23 protein-coding genes are annotated in these 23,701 nt (G+C 25.3%); 20 read left to right on the forward strand and 3 right to left on the reverse strand.

Annotation, left to right across the window (positions count from 1 at the left end; translation table 11 throughout):
- The first annotated feature begins 425 nt into the window (after positions 1 to 425).
- The 4 genes from QOZ93_RS09440 to QOZ93_RS09455 all read left to right on the forward strand — a co-directional run bounded on the left by QOZ93_RS09440 (position 426) and on the right by QOZ93_RS09455 (position 6,186).
- Positions 426 to 1,991, forward strand: a complete 1,566-nt coding sequence (locus QOZ93_RS09440) for an AbgT family transporter (protein ID WP_307356027.1) — start codon at positions 426 to 428, stop codon at positions 1,989 to 1,991.
- 170 nt (positions 1,992 to 2,161) lie between these two features.
- Positions 2,162 to 2,362, forward strand: coding sequence for a hypothetical protein (locus tag QOZ93_RS09445; protein ID WP_307356028.1), 201 nt, complete (start codon positions 2,162 to 2,164; stop codon positions 2,360 to 2,362).
- A 97-nt stretch (positions 2,363 to 2,459) separates the two neighbouring features.
- On the forward strand, positions 2,460 to 4,550 hold the full coding sequence (locus tag QOZ93_RS09450; protein ID WP_307356029.1) for a helix-turn-helix domain-containing protein: 2,091 nt from the start codon (positions 2,460 to 2,462) through the stop codon (positions 4,548 to 4,550).
- 226 nt (positions 4,551 to 4,776) lie between these two features.
- A complete protein-coding gene (locus QOZ93_RS09455) occupies positions 4,777 to 6,186 on the forward strand; it encodes an MATE family efflux transporter (RefSeq protein ID WP_307356030.1) in 1,410 nt (469 codons plus the stop codon).
- 48 nt (positions 6,187 to 6,234) lie between these two features.
- On the opposite strand, the gene QOZ93_RS09460 is transcribed toward QOZ93_RS09455, so the two are convergent.
- Positions 6,235 to 6,693, reverse strand: coding sequence for a staygreen family protein (locus tag QOZ93_RS09460; protein ID WP_307356031.1), 459 nt, complete (start codon positions 6,691 to 6,693; stop codon positions 6,235 to 6,237).
- A 332-nt stretch (positions 6,694 to 7,025) separates the two neighbouring features.
- Between QOZ93_RS09460 and QOZ93_RS09465 the strand changes: the two genes are divergently transcribed.
- The 7 genes from QOZ93_RS09465 (at position 7,026) to QOZ93_RS09495 (ending at position 13,353) form a co-directional block, all read left to right on the forward strand.
- Complete coding sequence (locus QOZ93_RS09465; protein ID WP_307356032.1) at positions 7,026 to 7,949, forward strand: hypothetical protein; 924 nt, start codon at positions 7,026 to 7,028, stop codon at positions 7,947 to 7,949.
- Between the two features lie 241 nt (positions 7,950 to 8,190).
- Positions 8,191 to 9,180: a TIM barrel protein gene (locus QOZ93_RS09470; protein WP_307356033.1), complete on the forward strand. Its 990-nt coding sequence runs from the start codon at positions 8,191 to 8,193 to the stop codon at positions 9,178 to 9,180.
- Positions 9,181 to 9,222: 42 nt separating this feature from the next.
- Entirely contained in the window at positions 9,223 to 10,197 is a 975-nt protein-coding gene (locus QOZ93_RS09475; RefSeq protein ID WP_111942615.1) for a tyrosine-type recombinase/integrase, read from the forward strand.
- Positions 10,198 to 10,272: 75 nt separating this feature from the next.
- Positions 10,273 to 11,829, forward strand: a complete 1,557-nt coding sequence (locus tag QOZ93_RS09480) for an ABC-F family ATP-binding cassette domain-containing protein (protein WP_307356034.1) — start codon at positions 10,273 to 10,275, stop codon at positions 11,827 to 11,829.
- 208 nt (positions 11,830 to 12,037) lie between these two features.
- Entirely contained in the window at positions 12,038 to 12,340 is a 303-nt protein-coding gene (locus QOZ93_RS09485; RefSeq protein WP_307356035.1) for a hypothetical protein, read from the forward strand.
- 230 nt (positions 12,341 to 12,570) lie between these two features.
- Entirely contained in the window at positions 12,571 to 12,876 is a 306-nt protein-coding gene (locus QOZ93_RS09490; protein WP_111942609.1) for a hypothetical protein, read from the forward strand.
- 48 nt (positions 12,877 to 12,924) lie between these two features.
- Positions 12,925 to 13,353, forward strand: coding sequence for a PadR family transcriptional regulator (locus QOZ93_RS09495; RefSeq protein WP_111942607.1), 429 nt, complete (start codon positions 12,925 to 12,927; stop codon positions 13,351 to 13,353).
- A gap of 50 nt (positions 13,354 to 13,403) precedes the next feature.
- Here QOZ93_RS09495 and QOZ93_RS09500 read toward each other — a convergent pair whose 3' ends face one another.
- Positions 13,404 to 13,886 (reverse strand): CarD family transcriptional regulator, encoded by a 483-nt coding sequence (locus QOZ93_RS09500; protein WP_307356036.1) that lies wholly within the window; start codon positions 13,884 to 13,886, stop codon positions 13,404 to 13,406.
- A gap of 191 nt (positions 13,887 to 14,077) precedes the next feature.
- On the opposite strand from QOZ93_RS09500, the gene QOZ93_RS09505 reads away from it, so the two are divergent.
- The 5 genes from QOZ93_RS09505 to QOZ93_RS09525 all read left to right on the forward strand — a co-directional run bounded on the left by QOZ93_RS09505 (position 14,078) and on the right by QOZ93_RS09525 (position 17,718).
- Positions 14,078 to 14,338 (forward strand): DUF1294 domain-containing protein, encoded by a 261-nt coding sequence (locus QOZ93_RS09505; protein WP_111942603.1) that lies wholly within the window; start codon positions 14,078 to 14,080, stop codon positions 14,336 to 14,338.
- A gap of 152 nt (positions 14,339 to 14,490) precedes the next feature.
- Complete coding sequence (locus tag QOZ93_RS09510) at positions 14,491 to 15,870, forward strand: methyl-accepting chemotaxis protein (RefSeq protein WP_307356037.1); 1,380 nt, start codon at positions 14,491 to 14,493, stop codon at positions 15,868 to 15,870.
- A gap of 448 nt (positions 15,871 to 16,318) precedes the next feature.
- Positions 16,319 to 16,570 carry a hypothetical protein gene (locus tag QOZ93_RS09515; protein ID WP_307356038.1) on the forward strand — a complete coding sequence of 84 codons (252 nt, stop codon included), beginning with the start codon at positions 16,319 to 16,321 and terminating at the stop codon, positions 16,568 to 16,570.
- Between the two features lie 277 nt (positions 16,571 to 16,847).
- Positions 16,848 to 17,183 carry a GNAT family N-acetyltransferase gene (locus QOZ93_RS09520; RefSeq protein WP_307356073.1) on the forward strand — a complete coding sequence of 112 codons (336 nt, stop codon included), beginning with the start codon at positions 16,848 to 16,850 and terminating at the stop codon, positions 17,181 to 17,183.
- A gap of 34 nt (positions 17,184 to 17,217) precedes the next feature.
- Positions 17,218 to 17,718, forward strand: a complete 501-nt coding sequence (locus QOZ93_RS09525; RefSeq protein ID WP_307356039.1) for a GNAT family N-acetyltransferase — start codon at positions 17,218 to 17,220, stop codon at positions 17,716 to 17,718.
- Between the two features lie 138 nt (positions 17,719 to 17,856).
- Here the strand turns inward: QOZ93_RS09525 and QOZ93_RS09530 are convergent, their stop codons facing one another.
- Positions 17,857 to 18,546 (reverse strand): cyclic nucleotide-binding domain-containing protein, encoded by a 690-nt coding sequence (locus QOZ93_RS09530; RefSeq protein WP_307356040.1) that lies wholly within the window; start codon positions 18,544 to 18,546, stop codon positions 17,857 to 17,859.
- 173 nt (positions 18,547 to 18,719) lie between these two features.
- Here QOZ93_RS09530 and QOZ93_RS09535 point away from each other — a divergent pair, with 173 nt between their 5' ends.
- The 4 genes from QOZ93_RS09535 to QOZ93_RS09550 all read left to right on the forward strand — a co-directional run bounded on the left by QOZ93_RS09535 (position 18,720) and on the right by QOZ93_RS09550 (position 23,622).
- A complete protein-coding gene (locus QOZ93_RS09535) occupies positions 18,720 to 19,142 on the forward strand; it encodes a DMT family transporter (RefSeq protein WP_111942585.1) in 423 nt (140 codons plus the stop codon).
- A gap of 12 nt (positions 19,143 to 19,154) precedes the next feature.
- On the forward strand, positions 19,155 to 19,601 hold the full coding sequence (locus tag QOZ93_RS09540; RefSeq protein ID WP_307356041.1) for a DMT family transporter: 447 nt from the start codon (positions 19,155 to 19,157) through the stop codon (positions 19,599 to 19,601).
- 309 nt (positions 19,602 to 19,910) lie between these two features.
- Positions 19,911 to 22,697: a hypothetical protein gene (locus tag QOZ93_RS09545; protein ID WP_307356042.1), complete on the forward strand. Its 2,787-nt coding sequence runs from the start codon at positions 19,911 to 19,913 to the stop codon at positions 22,695 to 22,697.
- A gap of 349 nt (positions 22,698 to 23,046) precedes the next feature.
- Positions 23,047 to 23,622: a class I SAM-dependent methyltransferase gene (locus tag QOZ93_RS09550; RefSeq protein WP_307356074.1), complete on the forward strand. Its 576-nt coding sequence runs from the start codon at positions 23,047 to 23,049 to the stop codon at positions 23,620 to 23,622.
- The last annotated feature ends 79 nt before the right edge of the window (positions 23,623 to 23,701 follow it).

Raw genomic sequence — 23,701 nt, forward strand, 5'->3', positions numbered from 1 at the left:
TATTTTTACATTATAATAAAATTGTTTTAAACGTTATTAAAGTTTGGTTTTGTAAAGAAATTTTTTGTAAAGAAAAATATATTGAAAAACCATATATCAGCAATGGCTAGGTAAAGAATAGGCTTTTTATTTAAAAATTATGCATAATTATTCATGTACAATTTTATTTATTATTCAGATTTAAATAGTAAATTATATAAATAATTAATTAGTAAGTTTATAAAAATGTTCAATACTACCATATAAATTAGAAAAAATAAAGAAAATAATAGATAAAAATTGAAAAAATAAAAGTTTAAAAAATTAAAATAATTTGAAAATTCCAAAATATTCATTGCGTAAAAAGAATAAATATGCTAAACTTTTAAAAAGATTTGAAAAATTAAAATTATTGTGGGAATGAAATTTAAGAAAGGAAGGATTAAATGTCAAAAACTAAAGAAGTGAAAGAAAACGTTAAGAGGGGTGGTTTTCAAAAATTTCTTGACTGGGTTGAAAGAGTAGGTAATAAGATGCCTCACCCAGCTGCAATATTTGTGGTATTATGCCTATTATTAATTATAATATCTCATATTTGTGCTAAAATGGGGGTAAATATTAATGCTAATTTAGTGGATAAAGTAAAGGGAGGAACAAAACTTGTTAATGTTAAAGCTGTAAGCTTACTTAACCCGGATGGAATAAGATATATGTTTACAAGTGCTGTAGATAATTTTACAGGGTTTGCTCCATTAGGAACTGTGCTTGTTGCAATGCTAGGTGTTGGTCTTGCAGAAGAAACTGGACTTATACAAGCTATATTAAAAAAATCTGTATTAAAGGCACCTAAAAAATTTGTTACAATGATAATTGTTTTATTAGGTGTAATGTCTAATATTGCATCAGATGCAGGATATATAGTATTAATACCTTTAGGGGCTATGGTGTTTTTAAGTTTTGGTAGACATCCGCTGGCTGGGATGGCTGCAGCTTTTGCAGGTGTATCAGGTGGATTTAGTGCAAACTTATTAATAGGTACTACAGACCCATTATTAGGAGGAATTAGTACAGAAGCAGCAAAACTTGTTGATACAGGTTACAAGGTTGCACCTACAGCCAATTGGTATTTTATGATAGTATCAACTTTTTTAATTATGTTTGTGGGTACTTTTGTTACAGAAAGAATAGTAGAACCTAGGCTTGGAAAATATAATCAACAAATTGATCAAGAAGACATGATGGTTATTACAGAGAAAGAGAATAAGGGATTAAAAGCAGCAAGGATAGGATTCTTTATTTTTATGGCAATTATATTGCTTCTTGTTGTTCCAACAAACGGAATTTTAAGAGATCCAAAAACACATAAAATTATTGGACATACTCCATTTATGAATTCTATAGTTCCTATTATTACATTATTTTTCTTTATACCAGCGGTGGCTTATGGGAAAGTTGTAGGAACTATAAAGTCAAATAAAGATATAGCTAACTCTTTAGGAAAATCTATGGGAAAAATGGGAGGATATCTTGTATTAGTATTTACAGCATCTCAATTTGTAGCTTACTTTGCTCATACTAATTTAGGAACAATAATAGCTTTTAAAGGTGCTGAATTTTTGAAGTCTACTGGATTTACAGGAATACCTCTTATAATTGCATTTGTTATATTGTCTGCATTTATAAATTTATTTATGGGTTCAGCTTCAGCGAAATGGGCTATTATGGCACCTATTTTTGTACCTATGTTTATGGGATTGCATTTCTCACCAGAGTTTACTCAAGTTGCTTATAGAATAGGAGATTCTTGTACTAATATAATAACCCCATTAATGTCTTATTTTGCATTGATTGTTTCATTTGCAGAAAAATATGATGAGGATACTGGAATAGGAACATTAATTTCTACTATGCTTCCATATTCAATATTCTTCTTAATATTCTGGAGTATATTACTTGTGGTATGGTATAAAACAGGATTACCTATAGGACCAGGCTCTCCAATACACATATAAAATTAAAATTTATAGATAGGTAAGTATATTACCTATCTATTTTTTTGTATAGAGATATTATATATTTTAATAATATTTTATGAAAATAAAAATAAAGTTTATATAATAAAAATAAATTTTAAATAATAATTAGATAAAATATGCAATATAATATCTTAGAGGTGATATATATGGAAAAGTTACCTAGGTTGACGGGAAGAGAACTTGTGATTTTAGCAAATATAGCAGCCTTAATAATAGCTGAAGATAAACAAAATGATGATCTAAGAATAATAGGAAACTTTTTAGCACTTACAGGAAGTAACGTTTTAGCTATACTTTCTATTAATTTGGGAGCTAATATAAATCCAGAACAAGGACCTATTCCATAAAAATTAAAATTTATGAAAGAAAATATTAGGTATTAGATTTATAATATAATTATATAGTAAAATAATAAAGAATATAGGTTAAACTAAGGAGTAAAATATGAGAAGGGAATATATAAATTTTTATGGAGGAATACCTCTTAATATAAGCTTAATAAATTTTAGAGAATATCCATTTCATTGGCATGATTGTATGGAAATTTTATATGTACTAAAAGGGGAAATTTTTGTTACCATAGATACGGAAAGTTTTACTTTAAAATCCGGAGAAGTAGAGATAATCAATATAGATGAAGCGCATAGTATTAATTCTAAGGAAGATAACTTAGTTCTTCTTTTTAATATAGATACTAAGTTTTTAAAAAATTATTATGAAGATATTGATAATGTTTTTTTCTACACGGATAATGAGTCACAAGAAAAAGAAGAAAAATATGATGTATTAAAAAGATACTTAGCTAATATATTTTATGAAGTTATAAAATCTGAGGAAGAATATGAAATTGAAGTACAAAGTAATCTAATATCTATTTTATTTCACCTTGTAAATGAATTTCATTATTTAACTATGGAGGATAATGATTTAAAAGAAAAAGAATTACAAATGGAGAGATATCATAGGATAACTAAATATATTTATAATAATTATATGAATAAAATTAGCTTAAAGGATATTGCAGATAAGGAGTTTCTAAGTTTACATTATCTATCTCATGAACTTAAAAATAAATTTGGATATGGATTTCAAGAGATTTTAAATTTAACAAGAATAGAGGAATCTATAAAATTATTATTGGATACAAATAAAAGCATATCTGACATAGCACTAGAATGTGGCTTTTCTCATGCAAGATACTTTAATAAGCATTTTAAGTATTATTATAATTGTTCACCAACGCAATTTAGAAAAAAATATAAATTTGATGAAAAAGAACTAGAAAAGCTAAAAATTTATTCTATTCAAGACTTAGAAGAGGCTATACCTTATTTAATTTCCTATATAGAAGATTATGAAGAAGAAAATATAAATTATGATGAAATACAAGCTATTAACATAGACTTGGAACAGCAAGTAGATTTTGATGAAAAAAATAAATTAAATTATGGAGCTTTTAATTATATAGAAATAGGTAAAATACATAATGTATTTAATAAAGATATATTAAATACATTAAAGAAAGTCCAAAACAAATTAAACTTTAAATATGGAATATTAAATGATGTTTTTTCATTATTTAATAGCATAGAAGATATCTATAATTTTTCAAACTTTTTATATGAAAGTATTAAAGTTTTAAAAGAATTAAACATTTGTCCTATTATTGAATTTACTTTTAAAGATATGCAGAAAAAATGTTTTTTAGAAATATTACAAGGTGTTATTACCTATCTCAAACAAAACTATGGTGAAGATTTTAAATTTGGTTTTAAATTACCTTTTAATTTAGAAGAAGGAATAAAAAATAAAATAGTAAATGCAATTAAAGAACTAGATGATAATATAATAATTTTAATCAAAGATATAAAAGGTATTGGAAAGGGGCTAGAAAAAGAAACTAATTTTATGGCTGCCTATCTTTTACACAAATTTATAGAAAAAGGACAAAATAATATTATTATGAAGGCTGTAGATGAAGATTATCCTTTGATCATAGAGAATAAAAAGAATTTTATATTCCAAGGGGAAAAGGGATTGACCTATTCTAATGGTTTAAGAAAACCTTCGTATTTCGCATATTCTTTTTTTAGTCAATTAGGAGATATAATTTTAGACAAGGGCAAAGGATATATAGTTACTAAAAAACAAGATGATATTGAAATACTTTTATACAATTACATGAGTCCTAAGGAATTAAGTAAGATAAGCAATAAAAACTATAAAAATTTAATGGATTTTGTTAATGACGCTTATAGTATGGATATCTGGAAAGAAACTACTATAAACGTACTAAATTTAGATAATAATTATAAGTTAATTAGATACGAACTTACAAAAGAGCAAAATTGTCCATATGATAATTGGAATAGTTTGGCTAAACCTCAATTATTAACTTCTGAAGAAATAGATTTAATAAAAAATATTAATCATCCTAAGGTAAACTTTGAATTTGTAGAGGAAAGCAGTATATATTCTATAAAGTCAAGCTTAGAGCCTTTTGCAATAGAACTTATAAAACTCATAAAACTTTAATTTTAAAACGTCTTTATTAACTTAAAGGCGTTTTTTGTTTTATATGCAATAATGTAAATTTTAAGAATAGCAAAGTTGTACATATAAGTCAGCAATGTTATAGGTTAAGAATATACAAAAAAAGTAATATAATAATATTAAGATGAAAAACGGAAGGGGATAGATAAATGACAAAAATCTTTTTTGAAAGTGGAAAGGACATTGATTATTTGAAAAGGTGGTATTTATGCAAACTGAGAATATTAATTTAGGGACGGAAAAGGTAAATAAGTTATTATTTAAACTTTCAGTTCCAGCTACAATTTCATTAATGGTAGCACAATTATACAACGTTATTGATACAATTTTTTTAGGTAAAGCTATTGGAACTACAGGAATCGGCGCCTTGGCAATAGCTTTTCCTATACAAACATTATTTTTAGCCATATCTGCTATGGTTGCATCGGGATCTTCATCTATAGCGGCTAGAAGTTTTGGAGCTCAAGATATTGAAAAAGGTAAAAAAGCGGCTGGTAATGGGATTATATTATGTTTATTAATTAGTTTTATAATGGTAGTTTTCACTTACATTTTTCTTGATCCTATATTGATATTTTTTGGAAGTAGTAAGGAGTTATTACCTTATGCTAAAGAATATGTAAGTATTGTACTTTTAGGTGGAGTTTTGAATACCTTTGTAATAGTTCTTCCTGAATTAATTATAGCATCAGGTAATTCTAAGGTATCCATGAAAGCTACTATTATAGGAGCTATTACTAATGTTATATTAGATTATGTTTTTGTGATTTTACTTCATAAAGGAGTGACTGGAGCCGCTATTGCTACGGTTATTGGACAAATATTTTCTTCTATTTATGTAATAAAACATTTTACAGGAAAACAATCTATATATAAATTGAAGTTAAGACATTTAAATTTTGATTTTAGTCTGATCAAAGAAATAGTTTATATTGGAATTGCTGCCTTAGTTATTGATGCTTCAGATGCATTAATGTCTATAGTTTTAAATAGAGTAGCAGGAGATCTTCAAGGATCTCTTGGAATAACTATAGCGGGAATAATAACAAAAATAACTTTATTTATGGATATTCCCGTTATAGGGATTACTACAGGAATGCAACCCATAGTATCTTATAATTTTGGTGCATTAAGATTTAATAGATTAAAAAATGTGCTAATATGTGCTATAAAAACTATAATAGCTTTTTCAACGATATTTTGGATAGGACAATTAGCTTTTTCAAGAAATATTATAAGTTTATTTATAAATGATAGTACTGTATATAAAAGTGCTATTACAGCTTTAAGAATCACTATAATTTTATTTCCATTAGGTGGAATATACTTTATATCCACGTATTTTTATCAATCTTTAGGACAAGGAAAGTTAGCACTATTTTTCTCATTATTTAAACAAATAGGAGTATTTATTCCATTAGTATATATATTATGTTATGGAACTAAACTTTCTATATATGGATTATGGCTTGCATTTCCTATAAGTCAATTGATAGCATGTATTGTTTCTGCAATATGCTTAAGAAAAACTATACACAAACTAAATATAGTTAGCAGAAAAAATATAAAAAAATCTTTTCAATATGTTCATGTCTTTGAAGGACATAGAAAAGAATAATTTTAAAAGACTATGCAAGAAATATAGCATAGTCTTTTATTATAAAATCTAGTGACATTTTATAAAATCATAAAAATGACCTGAGAATTCAATTCTGTTAAGATCTTCTCTAGTAGAATGGAAATATACATATATAGGAGAGCTATTTAAATAAGGATAAGTTATAAACAATTCCTTATCAGCATAGGCTAAACCTTTTATTGCAAGAGGTAATTCCTCTCTGAAAATTTTATTCCTTTTTTCTGCACTATTCTTAAGATTTTCGTTATCAACTAAAACATATACACAAAATATATATTGATCATTTATATGAGCCCATTTAGCTAGAACCTCATCTCTTTGTTTTAGGTCTATGTTTTGAGTTGCAAAGTTACTTCCAATAGTTATAAATAAATCTCCGGTTTTATCAGAATGAGTTAAGGTGTATCTTCTGGGAATAATAGGGCAGATGTCTTTAGTACCTTTTTCATAAAATATATTTACTTTATCTTTATTAAATTTATACATAAATATTCCTCCTAGTATTAAATTCCTATAATATGACTATATACAGTATATTTGAAACATTTAAAAAAGTTACCAAACAATTTACGTAAAAAATATAACTTTTTTAAAAAAAATTTGAGGATTTTGTTGAAAGAATTCCTATTATAATTTACAATGTATATGTATAGTTTTTTATCGGTTTAATTAAATGCATCTAATTAATTTAATTAAGATATTAATGCTGTATGCAAAGTTTAATTTAATATATAGTTTTATTATTTAACTAAGTTAGGTAAAATGTATACAAGTTGTGAGTTTTCTTGCTAAATAAGATTAGAAAAGAGTGATTTTTAATGAATAATGAAAATAATGATAATAATATAAAGGAAAAAAAATATTTTCAAGAACATAATACAAATGTAGAGAATAGTAATGAAAAAAAGCTTAATAAAAAAGAAGAAAAAATAAAAGGTGCAGGGGAAGATATTGTAAAGCACATTAGTAAGTTAAAAGAAGATGGAATATTTGGCGGAAAGTCTAAATATGTTCAAAAGATGAAAAATGATCATGAAGTTCAAAAATGCATAAAAGAAATGCAACAAATGGAAGAAAATTATGACAAAAAAAATAATATGATTATGGGTGGAGCAATTGGTATTGTTGCTTTGGTAGTAGTATTTGTAGGAATAAAAATGATTAACACTCCTGCTGATAAACTAACAGGAAAAAATACTGAATCTGTTAAAGTAGAACAAAAAGTAGAGCCAAATAATAAGCCAACTACCCCACAAGTAAACCCACAAACTCAGCAACCAGTAGGAGCAATAAATAATGCTGTTTATACTAATGTTTTAGGTGACGAAAATAGAAAGAAAGCGTTGGAAGAATCTGTAAGAATAAATGAAAATGAAACAACTGGATTGGCAGCTATATATATATCAGAACTTTTGAGACAAAGTGGAGTTCAGGTTCCTAGAGAGGTTAAGAATACAAAAGATTTAGTTTCGTCTTTACAAAATTTAGGATGGCAAAAAATCACAGATCCAAAACAATTACAAAAAGGTGATGTTTGTTTTACTACGGATATGACTAATATGGAAGGATATCCATCACATGTTTATATATTTATGGGATGGGCTAAAGAAGGTAGTACTGATTATGCATTAGTTTGTGATAACTTATTTGCTCAAAATAATAATCAACCAATACATAAAAGAAATATAGATTTTGAAACTGAAGATGCACAAAAAATGAATTTCTTTATGAGAAAACAATAATAAAAACAATATAATAATTACATAGAAATAACCTACAATAAATTATATTGTAGGTTATTTTTGTTATATGATTTAAGTATCTTAACAAAAAAGGTGTTTAAAAATTATTTTATATATGATTGAAAAGCCTTGAAATAAGGCTACTTGATAAAGAATATAAAGTATAGTAATATTAATTAAAACAAATAGATTTAAAAATAAAAAATAAAAATTTATTATTGTGTTTTGGAAAGGAAATTAAATGGAAAGGTTAATTAATACATCAAATTATCCATTGGATCTAGACAGATTTGGTGCAACTTCCAAAGAAGTAGAAAAGTTTTTAAAAAAATTAAATCTAACGGGTGTAGAACTAATTCAATGTGGAGAATTAGATGAAAAAAGATTAAATGGAGAAATTATAAAAGGGGTTCACTTAAGGTATTATCCAATTTGGTTGGATTTTTATAAGGGTAATATAAAGGAATTAGAAAAACAATTTGGAACTATGGATACAGTAAAGCAATTTTATGGAGGTACCATAGAAGATATTATAGAAACTTATAGAAATGAGTTAAAACTTGCCAAAAGTGTCGGTGCTAAGTATGTTGTTTTTCATGTAACTCATGTTGCTTTAGAACATTGTTTTACTTATAAATTTCCATATAGTAACGAGGAAATTATAAATGCCTCTATAGAATTTTTAAATGAGGTGTTAAAAGGTTTTGAAGGTGATTTTTATCTTCTCTTTGAAAATCTTTGGTGGCCGGGATTAAATTTTTTAGATAAAAAATTAGCAGAAAAACTTTTATCAAAGGTAAATTATAGTAAATGTGGTTTTATGTTGGATACAGCTCATTTGATAAATACAAATATTAATCTAAATACTGAAGAAGAAGGTATAGATTATGTTAAAAAGAAAATAATGGAGCTTGGAACCTTAAAAAATCATATAAAAGGTATACACTTAAATTGTTCTATATCAGGTCCTTACGTAAGAAAAAAATTAAAAGAAAAAATTACATATAAAAATCCTCATAGTAGTGAAGAATTTTTTGAAAATTTCAAGCTTGCATATGATCATATTTTTAATATAGATCAGCATAAACCTTTTACTCATACTAAAGTTAGCCAGATAGTTGAACTTGTTAGTCCAGAATTCTTAGTATATGAGTTTGCTGCAAATACTAAAGAAATATTAAAAGAATATATCTTAACTCAACATAAGGCTCTGGGTATCTCAAATTTATAAAAATTAAAAATTGAATTAAGAAAGAGGGTAAATCATATATAAATGGATATAGTAAGTGTAAATGAGGAGAAAATAAGTATTTTAAAGGAAAAACCTCATTTTATAGAATATTTTTTAAAGATTAAAGCTTTGAAAAGTAAAAATACATCTAAAAGTTATGAAAGAGATATAAAAGATTTTTTTGGAGTAGAAAATATAAAAAGTATATCCATAGACCAAGTTAGGTGTGTAAATTTTCTTCATGCAGAACAATATATTTTAGAACTAAAAAACAAGGGGTATGCTTCTGCTACAATTAATCGAAAGGTTTCATCTCTAAGTGCATTATATAGGTGGTTACTTAAATATAGAGATAATGTTAGAGATATACAAATAATTAAATACAATCCTTTTGCAGAATTAGGGGATGAAAAACCAACTGTAGTTAATAAGGAAACTGAATTTTTAACTAAAGAAGAGTGTGTTAAGTTATTAGAAAGTATCGATATCGATACTTTAATTGGACTTAGGGATAAATGTATATTATCTTTAGCTCTAACTACAGCATTAAGAAAATCAGAGATTATAAACATACAATTAAAAGATATAAAAAAATATGCAGATTTTGATGTAATAGAGGTTAGAAGAAAGGGTGGAAAAAAAGATTTAGTTAAATTGCAAGATGGAGTTAAAGAATTAATTTTAACATATCTTGAAAAGACACAGAGAAATTTAAAAACAAATAGTGAAGAATATTTGTTTATGGGACATTCTACTAATGGATTAAATGGTAAAAAATTAAATCGTAATACTTTAAATTTAATTATAGATAGAACAAGAAAAAAAGCAGGTATAGATAAAAAACTACAAGTCCACTCTACAAGACATACAGCTATAACATTAGTAATCCAATCAGGGGCTACACTAGAAAAAGTTAGAGATTTTGCAGCACATGCTAATATATCTACTACAAATAGATATATACATTCAATAGATAAACTTAAAAATAATCCAGGGGATTTAATAGACATATTATAAAGAAGGAGGCGCTACTTTTAGTAATTAATAAATACAGAAGATGTAGTTTAGTACTTTTATAGTAGCAAAATAAAGATGAGTATTTTAACGGTTGATAATGTAAGTCAGGGATTTGGAGGAAGACAAATCCTAGAAAATGTTTCTTTTAGACTTTTGAAAGGGGAACATGTTGGGTTAGTTGGTGCCAATGGAGAAGGAAAAAGTACATTTATAAATATAATTACAGGAAAAATAGTACCGGATGAAGGAAAAGTTCAATGGTGTAATAGAGTAACTTATGGTTACTTGGACCAACATAGTCAACTGACACCAGGGATGAGTATAAGAGATGCATTAAGAGAAGCATTTAAAGGTATGTTTGACTTAGAAAATGAAATGATGGGCATATATGAAAAAATGGCAGATTCATCAGAGGATGAAGTATCTAAAATGATGGAAGATGTAGGAGAAATTCAGACTATTTTAGAACAAAGTGGTTTTTACACTATAGATGCTAAAATACAAGAGGTAGCAAGTGGGCTCGGTCTTATGGAGATTGGACTTGATAAAAAAGTTGATGAACTTAGTGGTGGACAAAGGACTAAAGTTTTATTGACTAAGCTTTTATTAGAGCAACCTATGATATTAATATTAGATGAACCTACAAACTATTTAGATGTAGAACATATAGAATGGCTTAAGAGATTTCTACAGGAATATGAAAATGCCTTTATTTTGGTATCACATGATGAAAGTTTTATGAATGCAGTTGTAAATGTGATTTATCATGTAGAAAATGGTGAAATTACTAGATACAAAGGAACTTATGAATATTTTCTTCAAATGAATGAAATAAAGCATAAGCAAGAAAAACAAGCATATGAAAAACAACAAAAGGAAATTGAGCAATTAGAGGATTTCATTGCAAGAAATAAGGCTAGATTTTCTACAAAAGGTAGAGCAAAATCAAGAGAAAAACAATTAGAGAAAATGGAAGTTTTACAAAAGCCAAAAGAAAGAATTAAACCAACTTTCAAATTTAAAGAATCAAGAGCAGCAGGTAAAATAATATTAAGTACTAAAGATCTAGTATTAGGATATGATTCTCCATTAACAAAACCTGTAAATGTAGTTTTAGAAAGAGGACAAAAAATTGCTATAAAAGGGGTTAATGGATTAGGAAAGACTACATTGTTGAAAACTCTTCTAGGTCTCATAAAACCAATCTCAGGAGAAGCTAAATTAGGTGATTATTTATTTACAGGTTACTTTGAGCAAGAAGGAGATAGAGAAAACAATAATACTGCTTTAGATGAAGTGTGGAATACTTTTCCATCACTGGGCAATGGTGAAGTAAGAGCTGCTCTAGCAAAATGTGGACTTACTACAGAACATATAGAAAGTAAGATGAAAGTTTTAAGTGGTGGAGAAAATGCAAAGGTACGACTTTGTAAGTTAATGCTTAAAGAAACAAACTTTTTAGTATTAGACGAGCCTACAAATCATTTAGATGTAGAAGCAAAAGAAGAACTAAAAAAGGCTATAAGAGAATTTAAAGGTACAGTTCTGCTTGTATGTCATGAACCAGAATTTTATGAAGGATTAGTAACGGATGTGTGGAATGCAGAGGCGTGGTCTACAAAAATAATATAATAAATTAATATAAAGAAACTGCTAATGAAAAAGTTTCAATGGTAGTTTCTTTATTAAATTAGTATCTTTTATATAATTTAAACATCAGGAAAGTATGGTTAAAAAAGAAAAATAAAATAATTATGGAATATATGGTTAAACTTTGATATAATCAATATAAAATTGTTTAAATATTATGAAAATATAAATGCGGTAAAGGAGGATAATCATGAGTGGAGTAAATAGTATTGGAGACAAAAAATATGGAATAGGAACCTTAGCATTAATAATTTCTTTATTTGCTATAATGGTGTCATTTACTTATATAGGCGGAAAAACTATAGGACAATATATAGTAGGAGTAGTTCACGGTTCAATACCTAGTTCGGTTATATCAATCATTTTATTTACTTTAGCAGGAATTATTGGATATAAACATAAGGAAGATTACGGAGCTAAACTTGGAAAAAATATATCTTTAGTATTTATGAGTATAATATTATTTATAACAATAATGGGTTTTATTTTTTAAAACAATATAAAAGCTATGTAAAACTCTTATTATTTTTATATAGCCTTTATCTATGATAGAAATTTAAGTATGTTTTTATATAAAAAGTCAATTGCGACATAAAAATAATAAATTTTAAAATAGAAAAATAAACGATAATTCTTAGAAGTGCCATAAAGAAAAAAATGTTTTGCAAGTAATTGGAAAAAACGTTATATTAGTGTTATACTACTATAAAGGAGAGAAAGAACATGATAGATAAGAGGATTGAACAAAGATTAAAAGCAATTAATTTAAAGTATGTATTAAGCTTAAGTATGAGACAGCTATCTAAGTATTTAGTTGATGAATTAAGAGTTTTTGAATCAGAAAAAGATTTAAAACTTTTTATATTAGAGTACATAGGAAAAACTTTTGAAGATGATAATACAGATTTTCCTATAAGATATTATGAAGTGTTGGAAGAAGATTTAATTAAGGATCCAGAACTTAGGGATGATGAATTTGTTCAACTGCAAGTAAGTACTTTAATTGATAAGGATCCAGTAAATGAATAATAGATATAAAATAAACATAAATTTAATAAAGGAGGAAAGAGATAAACTATGGCCGAATCTAAATTAAATTTAATAAGAGGATATAAAAGAAAGGAAATAACAATACCAAAAGAATATAAAAATGAATATAAGCGAATGTTTCCATCTAAGATGTCTAGTACAAACTTTTTATCAATGTATACTTTGTATTATATTTATAAAGCTGGGCAACCTGTATATGGTAAAGAAATTTTAAATGAAATAGAAAATACATTTGATTCTAATGTATGGAAACCTTCGCATGGTACATTATATCCTCTTTTAAGAAAATTAGTTAAAGAAAAACTATTGGAAGTTTATACAGAAACTAAATTAAAAAAATATTACATTATAACAGAGTTAGGAAAAGAAACTATTAAAAATGAAATTCCAGAACTTAGAGAAATTATTCTATCTTCTAGTAAGTTTTTTAATAAAGTCTATAAAGATTTGAAATAGTAGCATGTTTATTAGAAAGGAATAATGTCAAATTAGTTTTAGTATAATTATTAGTTAATATTTTCTTTTAATAAACTTACTGCTTCATCTTCAGATATTTGCTTTATTAAAGTTATCTCATTGATTAATAACTTACGTGTATTTTTTAACATCTGTTTTTCATTAGAATTAAGTGGTTTCTTTTTATTGATGAATGTTAAATCATATACTACTTCAGCATTTTTTTCAAAAGAACCTGATTTAATTTTATCCATATTGATTTTATATCTTTGTTTAGAAGGTGGCATTTCTTCAGAATCCCATTGTTTATTATTAAGAGCTATTAGAACATTTTCTAAAGTAGATTCATCACTAATTGGACGTACATTAAGATCTTCTGCTCTTATAGATGGTAACATTATTTTCATATTATTTGTTAACATTTTTATTATATAATAAGTTTGTGTTTTACCTGAAAAAGTTTTTTCTTCTATGTCCTCTATTATTCCTATACCTTGCATTGGATAGACTATTTTATCACCGATATTAAACAAATAACTCGCCTCCATATATAATTTTATACTTACATAATAAGTATAACATAGAAAGGCTAAAATAGCAAAAACTATATGTTACCATAAATAATACTATGATGTCAACAAAAAAATGTAAAAAAAGAAAAACTTAGTTGTGTGTATTTAAAGTAGAAAAATATTGGAGGAAAAAAGAAAAAATAATGAAGTTCATGATAATAAATTATTTTATTTGTATTAATGTAATAGGCTTTATTTCTATGTATTTAGATAAAAGAAAAGCTGTAAAATCACAATGGAGAATAAAAGAAAGTACTTTAATTATGATTGCTATTTTAGGGGGAGGTATAGGATCTTATTTAGGAATGGAAACCTTTAAACATAAAACTAAACATATTAAATTTAAATATGGTATTCCAATTATAATAGTAGTACAAGTTATAATTTTTTATATTCTAAAAAATTGTATCTAGATAATATTATAAATTTTTAAAAAATAAGTCAAAATTGTGGTAATATATATAATAAGTAAATATATTAAAATTCAAACTAATAAGTCATTTAATCCTTGTTCATACATAATAAATTTTATATAACCTATACATAACTAATAAGGGGGGATTTTATGAAAATTAAAACAAAAGTAAGGGTTATGAGTTTAGTTTGTTTATTTTTAATATTAATAGTAATAGGTACAAATCTTTTAACTTACAAGTCAATTGAAAGTGATGTAAATATTGTAGATCACAAAGAAGAAAGGTTAAATAAAGATAACAATAGTACACAACAAATTGATAAAGTTGTTGATAGTTATTCTAATTCTACTAAAAATAAAATTTTGAAGGCAAAAATAATAAATTGTTTGTTCCTTATATTTGCACTAGGTTTTACTGTTTTTGCTATAATCTTAATTAAGAATTCAATATTAAAGCCAATAAGTCTTATAACAGAAGAATTAGAAAAATTATCAAATGGAAAAGGAGATCTTTCAGAAAATATTACTGTAAAATCAAGTGATGAAATAGGGGATTTAGCAATAGCATTTAATAGATTTTTAAAAGATATAAAAGAAGTAATTGTTCAAATTATGGATATAGCAGCTCAGGTAACTTTGTCTAGTCAGCAGCTTTCGGCTTCTATGCAAGAAATTTCATCAAAAATGGATGTAATAGATGAATCTACTCAACAGATATCAAAGGGAACAGAAGACTTAAGTGCTACTACAGAACAAGTAAATGCATCTACACAAGAGGTTTCATCCGTAACAAATGAGTTTGTAGAAAAAGCGGAAAGAGCAAAAAAATCATCTATAGAGATAAAGAAAAGAGCAAATAATATAAGCAAAGAAGGGACTAGCTCTATAAAAAATATAGAAGGAATTTATAAAGAAAAGCATGATAAAATAATAGATGCAATTAAGTCCGGAAAAATAGTAGAACAAATAAAAGTTATGGCAGATGCTATAGCTGCTATATCAGAACAAACTAATTTATTAGCACTAAATGCGGCTATTGAAGCAGCAAGAGTAGGTGAACAAGGAAAAGGTTTTGCTGTAGTTGCAGAAGAAATAAGAACACTTGCAGAAGAATCAGGAAATGCCGTATCTAGTATTCAAAATATAGTAATGCAGGTTCAAGAAGCTTTTACTAATCTTTCACAAAATACAGAAGATGTTTTAGCTTTTATTGATGAAAATGTAAAGCCAAGTTATAAATTACTTTTAGATACTGGAACTCAGTATGAAAAAGATGCAGAATTTATTAATAGTATTTCAAATGAAATTTCTTTAAGTACTAATCAGATTTTAGAATCCATGAATCAAATAAGTGCTGCAATACAAAATATATCAGCTACTTCCCAAGAATCAGCAGAAGGTTCAGAAGAGATTCTATCAAGTATTGATGAAACAACTAAAGCTATTATGGAAATTTCAAAGACAGCACAGATTCAGGCAGAGCAATCTGAAAAACTTAATAAAACAGTACAAAAGTTTAAGATACAATAATAATAAAGATTATAAAAAACATATGCAATCTTATAAATAGCTAATTAACTTAGAATATTACACTATAAAAGGAGAATATTAAGTTCTCCTTTTATAGTGTAATTAGATGATAAAGTATATATATAAATTTAGTATTAAAAAAAATAAAGTATATTAGTATATTTCTGGATTTTTAGGAATAACTATATATACTTTTTTTTATTAATTAATAAATTAAAGTTATTAGTTGGTATTTTTTTATATAATTCTTGTATTTAAATTAACTAGAAAATATTTTTAGTTAATTTAAATATTATAATAATCTAAAATAGCTTATGTGATATAATTTGAGTTATATTCTTACAAGAATTTTATATGTTTTTTATATAATTAATAGGTTATATAAAATAAATTAGTTTAACTTTTAAAGAATTCTAAGATGTTAATAAGTATAGTTAACATAGTTTCTATGAAAATAAATATAGGATATAAAGGATATAGAAAAAATATGATAAATTTAGATTTAAGTAAGTTAGCAAATAAGATAATAAAAAATCAAAAGAAATTTAATTTTTTTATCATTGTAGCTATAATGTTAGCAATTATACTAACAATGTTAACTAAAAAGTCTTTTGAAAATAAAAACTATTTTTTTATATTATTGATTGTACTTATATATAATGTTATAGGTATATATAAAGGAATACTACGAAAAAAATAAAGTATATAAAGTGCATGTGTTTATAAGAATTAAGTATATAAAAATGTTGAAATATTCTCAAATATACTATAGAATAAAAATTAATTAAAAAAGTTAAGTTTTATTATAACATTTAATTTTAGCATATGTTAGGGAGATTAATTGAATTTATGGTAAAAAGGAATATAGATATTAAAAAGTTAATAATGCTTTTGCAGGTCAAATTTTAGAAATATTAAATAAAGATACTGTATTATTAAATTCTTTAGGAACAAAAGAAAACAGAGAAGAAATATCTATAGAAGAATTTTTAAAGTACAGTGATAAATGGTGCAAGATCAATAACGCAGAGGTATTTGCTATTATTTATAAAGATATAGCTATTGGAACTATTTCTTTAAGTAATCAAGATATTAAAAATAAAAAAGCAAAGGTTGGTTACTGGAGTGGTAGTAAATATTGGGGAAAAGTATATGAAACTAAAGCTTTTGAAAAAATATTAGAGTATGCTAGAAAAAAGGAAATAATATATTTAAGCAGTAAGATTAAAAAGAATAATATTGCATCTAGGAAGATTTGGGAGAATAAAGGTGCTAAAATAGAAATGATTAATGAATATCATATGCATATATAACAAATTAATTATTTTAAATATTGGAGGTGTAGGGATGGAAAAAAGAATATGTTTTAAGAGGTTTGTTTTAGAAGAAGATTTTTCATATTTTTTAAAGTTGACTACTAATGAAGAATTAATGGTAATGAATTATGGAAGAATTTTTACTAGAGAAGAATCCGAAGGGTTTTATAAAAAGATGATGGAGCAAAACAGTAAAACTAAGGATTTTGGATATTTCAAAGTTTTTCAAAAGAATGAGGATACTTTTATAGGACTAGCTGCCATTTCGGTAAATAATGATTGTACAGAGGCGGAAATTGAATATTTATTACTTCCAGAATATTGGGGAAATAGATATGGAACTGAAATTGCGGAAAACTTACTAGAAAAAATTAAAAAAATAAGTAATATATCTAAGGTCACAGCAATAATAAACCCAGATAATATACGTTCAAAGAAAATATTATTAAAAAATGGATTTATATTGTGTAAAACTTATAAAGTTGATGATGGAAAAACGGCACAAATGTTTATTAAGGAATTACATAACTAAAAATTTATTTACAATAAGGTTTATAGAGACCAAACAAATAATTAAAATTAATAAATAGGCTATAAGCAACTATTAGTCCAAGTTTTATAATAAATTATATTATAAAACAAAATTGGATTTTTAAAACTTATAGTTTTTTTATTTTTCATGTTTGTATATATCTAATGCTAACATTTTTAACTTATCTATATTTAATATTTTTATAGTATTTACTTCTTTTACTATAACATTAGTATCACAAAGATCTTTAATAACTCTATTTAAATGTCTATAACTAGAACCTAAAAGTTCAGATATATGTGTTAGTTCCTCAATTTCAACTATATTATCATCAGTACTTGGAATAGATAGTAAATAGCTTGCAAACCTATTTTTTAATGGATAGAGCATGTTTATAGAACTAAAATTTGAGTTATTTCTAAGTTTTTTTTCTAAGGAGTATATAATAAATCTTAAAAATTTAGGATCATTACATGCAAATTTTTGAACTTTATCAATTGGAATTGCAATACAATGACAACATTCTAGAGCTTGTACAGAGCAGTCAGCCGCAGGATTATCTAAAAATTCAATATCCCCCATTATTGAAAGAGGAGTTGTAAATGATAGGAGTAGAGATTTTCCAGTTGATATAAGAGTGTAAATTTTAGCCTTTCCTTTAACTAAAAAATACATATAATACATATTTTCATTTAATGTGCAAATCATTTCGTTTTTATTGAAGGTATGAAGTTCACAGTAGTTTATCAAATTTTTATTTAAATATGTATCTAATAAATATTTTTTTAAATATGTTTCAAGTAAAGTTTGATCTTTTAATTTTTTCAAGTAATTCACCCCAAGACGATTAATTTAAGATAAAAATAAATAACAAAGTAATATATTAAATTATAAACGTTTATTTCAGATTTATACAGGACAAATGTCCTATGTAAAAAAGTATTACTTTGATATTATATACTTGATTAAAAAAAGTAACATTATTAATGGGGGAATAATTAATGTATAATATTTTAGCATTATTTATCGGGAGTTTAATTTCTATAATGATAACCTTCAATAGCCAATTAGAAGGAAAAGTTGGAACAATGTATTCACTTATAATAATCCATATAGTGGGATTAATTGCTACAATTTTAATTATGATAATAAGAAAAGAAATGGTTAAAATTAATACCAATATTCCAAAATATCTATTTTGTGGAGGTGCAGTAGGTGTTGCATTAACAATAAGTAATATTTTAACAATAGGAACTATAGGTGTTACATTGACAACTTCTTTAGCTGTATTTGGACAATTAGTATTTTCATCATTTATCGATAACTATGGGTTATTCGGAATGAAAAGATATGGATTTAATAGCAAAAAATTAATAGGTTTTACTATTATAATAATTGGATTAATAGTAATGACAATAAGATAGGAGGAATAATAAATGTACATACTTGCAATAATAGGTGGAATATTAACTACATTATCTATGGTTATTAATTCAACACTTGCAAAAAAGGTAGGATTAATTCAAAGTACATTAATAAATTATATAGTTGGATTGATTTTTTCTATATTTACATTGTTGGTTATAGGAAGTTCAGTACAAATATCAATAGCACAATTAAAAAGCACACCTATATTTATGTTTTTAGGAGGTTTAATAGGGGTATCGGTTGTATATACATCAAACATAATAATTCCTAGAATACCAGTATTTTATAGTATGATACTTTTATTTATAGGGCAAGTAATAACGGGAATTATAATTGACTTTATAATATGTGGAAATATAGAAATAAATAAAATAATAGGGTCTATAATTGTAACTTTAGGAATTATATATAATTCCAAAATCGATAAAAATCTAAATAATTCAGATTCAGAGTAAAATTTAATATAAAAGAATAAAGTTAAAAGAACAAAAAAGCTATTACTATGCAATATTTAAATGTATAGAGAAATGTAGCTTAATTGTTCTTTTTTTAATGGAAAAAGTTAAATAAAAATGAATAAGTAAGATTAATAAATTGAAAAATAATCAATAAATACAAAAATAATTCAGCTAATTTGTCAAAAAATGTTGTTTAATGTTAAATGAATGTTAACACTATGTTAAAAATATAAGAAAAAATTGAACAAATTGTAACCAATATATTAATATATAAAATATAATCAATAAAATAAAAGGAGAGATTTTATGAGAAAAGTATTTTTAAGTAGTTTAATCGCATTAACGTTAACAATGAGTATAGCTACAAATGGTTTTGCAGTACAAAATTCATTATGGTCTGATGTTAAAAGGAATTTAAAAAAATCAGGACAAGATATAGCACTAAGGGTAACTAATGAAAGTATAGATATTAATGAAATAGAAGATGAAAATGTTAGTTTAGATGAAAAAATACAGCTTAGAAAAAAGAAATCTGCTATTTTACAAAGTAATTCTAGAGAAAATGAGAAAAAAACAGAAAAGATTTCAAAGAATACTACTGGTAAAAAAAATATAGATCAACTTTATAAAGATGCATATAATGCAACTGAAAAATGTTTAAAATTAGGAACTCAAGAATCTATAAAAGAAGCTAGAGAGGCTATTGGTAAATTACCTAAATCATTAAATTGGGCTATTGGTGAATTTTCAAAGCAAGTTGATACTAAACAGCATCCTATATTTGTTGAAATAATTAAATCTATAGAGAAATCAAAAAAAAGTAACAAACAAGAAGATATAAACACAGGTAGAGAATTAGTTAAAGATGTAATTGAAGATCAATATAAAAGAACTTGGTCTGCTGAGTTAGATAAAGTTCAGCAAGTAAAAATTGAAAAATTAGTTTCTAGTGTAAAGAATATTAAAGTAGCACCTAATAATACTCTAGTTTTAGAAAAAGTAGAAGAAGAATTAAGTGATTTAAATAAGGTAAAGTATAATGATGGGGTTAAAAAATTTGTAGATGAATATTCAGCTGAAATTTTCACTCAAGTTTTAGAGGTTAAAGCATTAGCTAAAAAATATATGGAAATTGTTGACAAAAGAATAGGTAATGCGGAGAAAGAAGCAATTAAAAATTGTAGAACTTCAGAAGAACTAGTTGAATATTTAAAACATATAGGGGCAGATAAAAATAAAGCTTTTAACGCTGGCCTTTATTGGTCAAGCTTAAACCTAAAATTAACTTCTGAAAAAATAGATGAAATATTAAAGAACTATGAACCAAATAGAATTGTGGAAGAAAACGTTAAACAAAATCATAAGGATAAACAAGAAAATCAAGGCAAAGTTGAAGAAGAGAAGGCAAAACAAGCTGCTATAGAAAAACAAAAACAAGCTGAACTTGAAAAAGCTAAAAAACAGGTAGAAGAAGAGAAGGCAAGACAGATTAAACTTGAACAAGAAAGAAAAAAAGCAGAACAAGAAAACCAAGCTAAGCATAACATATACCCAACTAGAACAGGCGTTTTAGAGGGAAATATATTTGAAATAAATGGTGTAAATGAAATAAGTATAGATTTAAAAAATATAAATGGACAAGGACCAGCAGTTACAGTAGAAGATGGTGAAAAAATATTATATAATATTATAGCTCAAAAAGGAAAAACTAATATATTAAGTTTGTCAATTGATGAAAATGATATATTAAAAATAAAAGTAAGAGATAATAAAGAGGTTAATGATACAGTAAAATTAAATTTATTAGCGGCTAGAGAAAGTAGTCAGAGTAAACAAGCTCGTATAATGTTCGAGGTAAAGGTAAATACAATAAAAAATAAAGTTGTAGAAGAAAATAATGAAGTTAATGATAGTAAACAAAAATTAGAAGAAGAGAAGGCAAAACAAGCTGCTATAGAAAAACAAAAACAAGCTGAACTTGAAAAAGCTAAAAAACAGGCAGAAGAAGAGAAGGCAAGACAGATTAAACTTGAACAAGAAAGAAAAAAAGCAGAACAAGAAAACCAAGCTAAGCATAACATATATCCAACTAGAACAGGCGTTTTAGAGGGATATATATTTGAAATAAATGGTGTAAATGAAATAAGTATAGATTTAAAAAATATAAATGGACAAGGACCAGCAGTTACAGTAGAAGATGGTGAAAAAATATTATATAATATTATAGCTCAAAAAGGAAAAACTAATATATTAAGTTTGTCAATTGATGAAAACGATATATTAAAAATAAAAGTAAGAGATAATAAAGAGGTTAATGATACAGTAAAATTAAATTTATTAGCGGCTAGAGAAAGTAGTCAGAGTAAACAAGCTCGTATAATGTTCGAGGTAAAGGTAAATACAATAAAAAATAAAGTTGTAGAAAAAAGCAAAGAAGTAGAAATAAAAAGTGAATTAGTAGATAAATTTGTAATAGGTAGAGAAGCTACAAATCAGCAGGGATATTTAGCATTTAAAATTGCAGGTAAAAAACTAACTAAAAATCAAACAATTACTGTTGCAGGTAAGTTAATAAACTTAGTAACTGGAGATGATTCAGGTAGTATAAAAAGTAAAATTTTAAAAGCACTTGAAAATGATCCAAATTGGAAGTTTGAAACTGGATATGTAGTAGTGGAAGAAAAAGGTGCAAGTGTTAAATTTGAATGTAGAGAAATTAGAGAAAATGTTAATAACTTGGCATTAGGAACAGATGAGATTGAATTTTTCCAAGATGATGAAAAAATAGGGGATTTAGGTGAATTAAGAGTAAAAGAGAAGTGTCATGTTACAATAACTGAAGGGGCAAGTAAGGATGAAACCCTAACACTAAGAATTAAGGGAACAGTTGGTATAAATATAGGTACAGTTTCTGTAGATGTTAAAAAGGGAGATAGTACTAGTGATATAGCTAAAAAAGTAGAAAATGCATTTAAAGCTAACTCATCTTTTACTAAATATTTTAAAATTGAGTTAGATGAATCTAATTCAAGAGTTATATTAACACAAAAAATAGCTAATAATTTTGGTACAACTGTAGAATTAGTTAAGTAAAATATTATAAATCTTTTATAAAGTTAAAAAAGGATAGATCTTTTGACCTATTCAGGCTGTTGATAAACACAACTTATCAACAGCCTTTTTATATTTATCTTTTTTTATTAAAGCTTCTTAAATTATTATAATTTAGTTTGTTAAACAAAGTTTTTTATAGAGAATTAAATTAATATTCTATATAATATAAATATCTTGCAATAAATTATAAAATGTTAATTATTAAAGTTTAAAAGAGATTTATATTAGGAGATAAAATAATTATTTAAATATAATGAAATTTCAGTTGACTCTCTAGTAAGAAGAGGGTTTAAAATATCTTTAAAGGTATGATGGCAATTTTGAAAGTATAAAAGAAAAAATAAGTAATTATAAAGTACCAGTCTCTTTTGTTAGAACAGATGCTTGTGAGTTAGCTGGTATAGAAGAAGATTCAATAGATTTTATAGTTTGTAATTATACTATATGTGCAATTAATTCTAGAAGTGGAAGAGGTGTTATAGCATTAAATAAATTTAAAAAAGTTTTAAAAGTGGGAGGGAAATTATATATAGAGGAAGAATATCCTATAACAAATATTAATAATCCTATGCAAGAAGTATGGGCCCAAAAATGGAGATTATTAAAATCAGTAAATATGTTTTTAGGTGAGTTACCATACAACGAAATAGAACCTGAAATTTTAAAAGATATTTTGGAAATTTTGGAGTTTAAAGATGTAAAAGTAGAAAGTAGTCCGGAACGAATATTAGGAGAAGATTGCTTAGAGTTTTTTAATTATAGATTTAAAATGTTATTAAATAGGATGAAAAATTTAGAAATCATACAAGGATTAATTAAAGAAGAAGAAAATCTACAAGACTTTGTGAAAAAGACTAAAGGAATGGAGATTCCTGTTTATAAAATTATGGCAGTAAAAGAATAAAAATAATTAATAAAAGAATAGTATTTTCAAAAACTAAAAAACTGTTATATCTATATAGGTTTATTTTTAAGGGAATATT

This window comes from Hathewaya limosa, assembly GCF_030815255.1.
In the GTDB taxonomy this organism is placed as follows: Bacteria; Bacillota; Clostridia; order Clostridiales; family Clostridiaceae; genus Hathewaya; species Hathewaya limosa.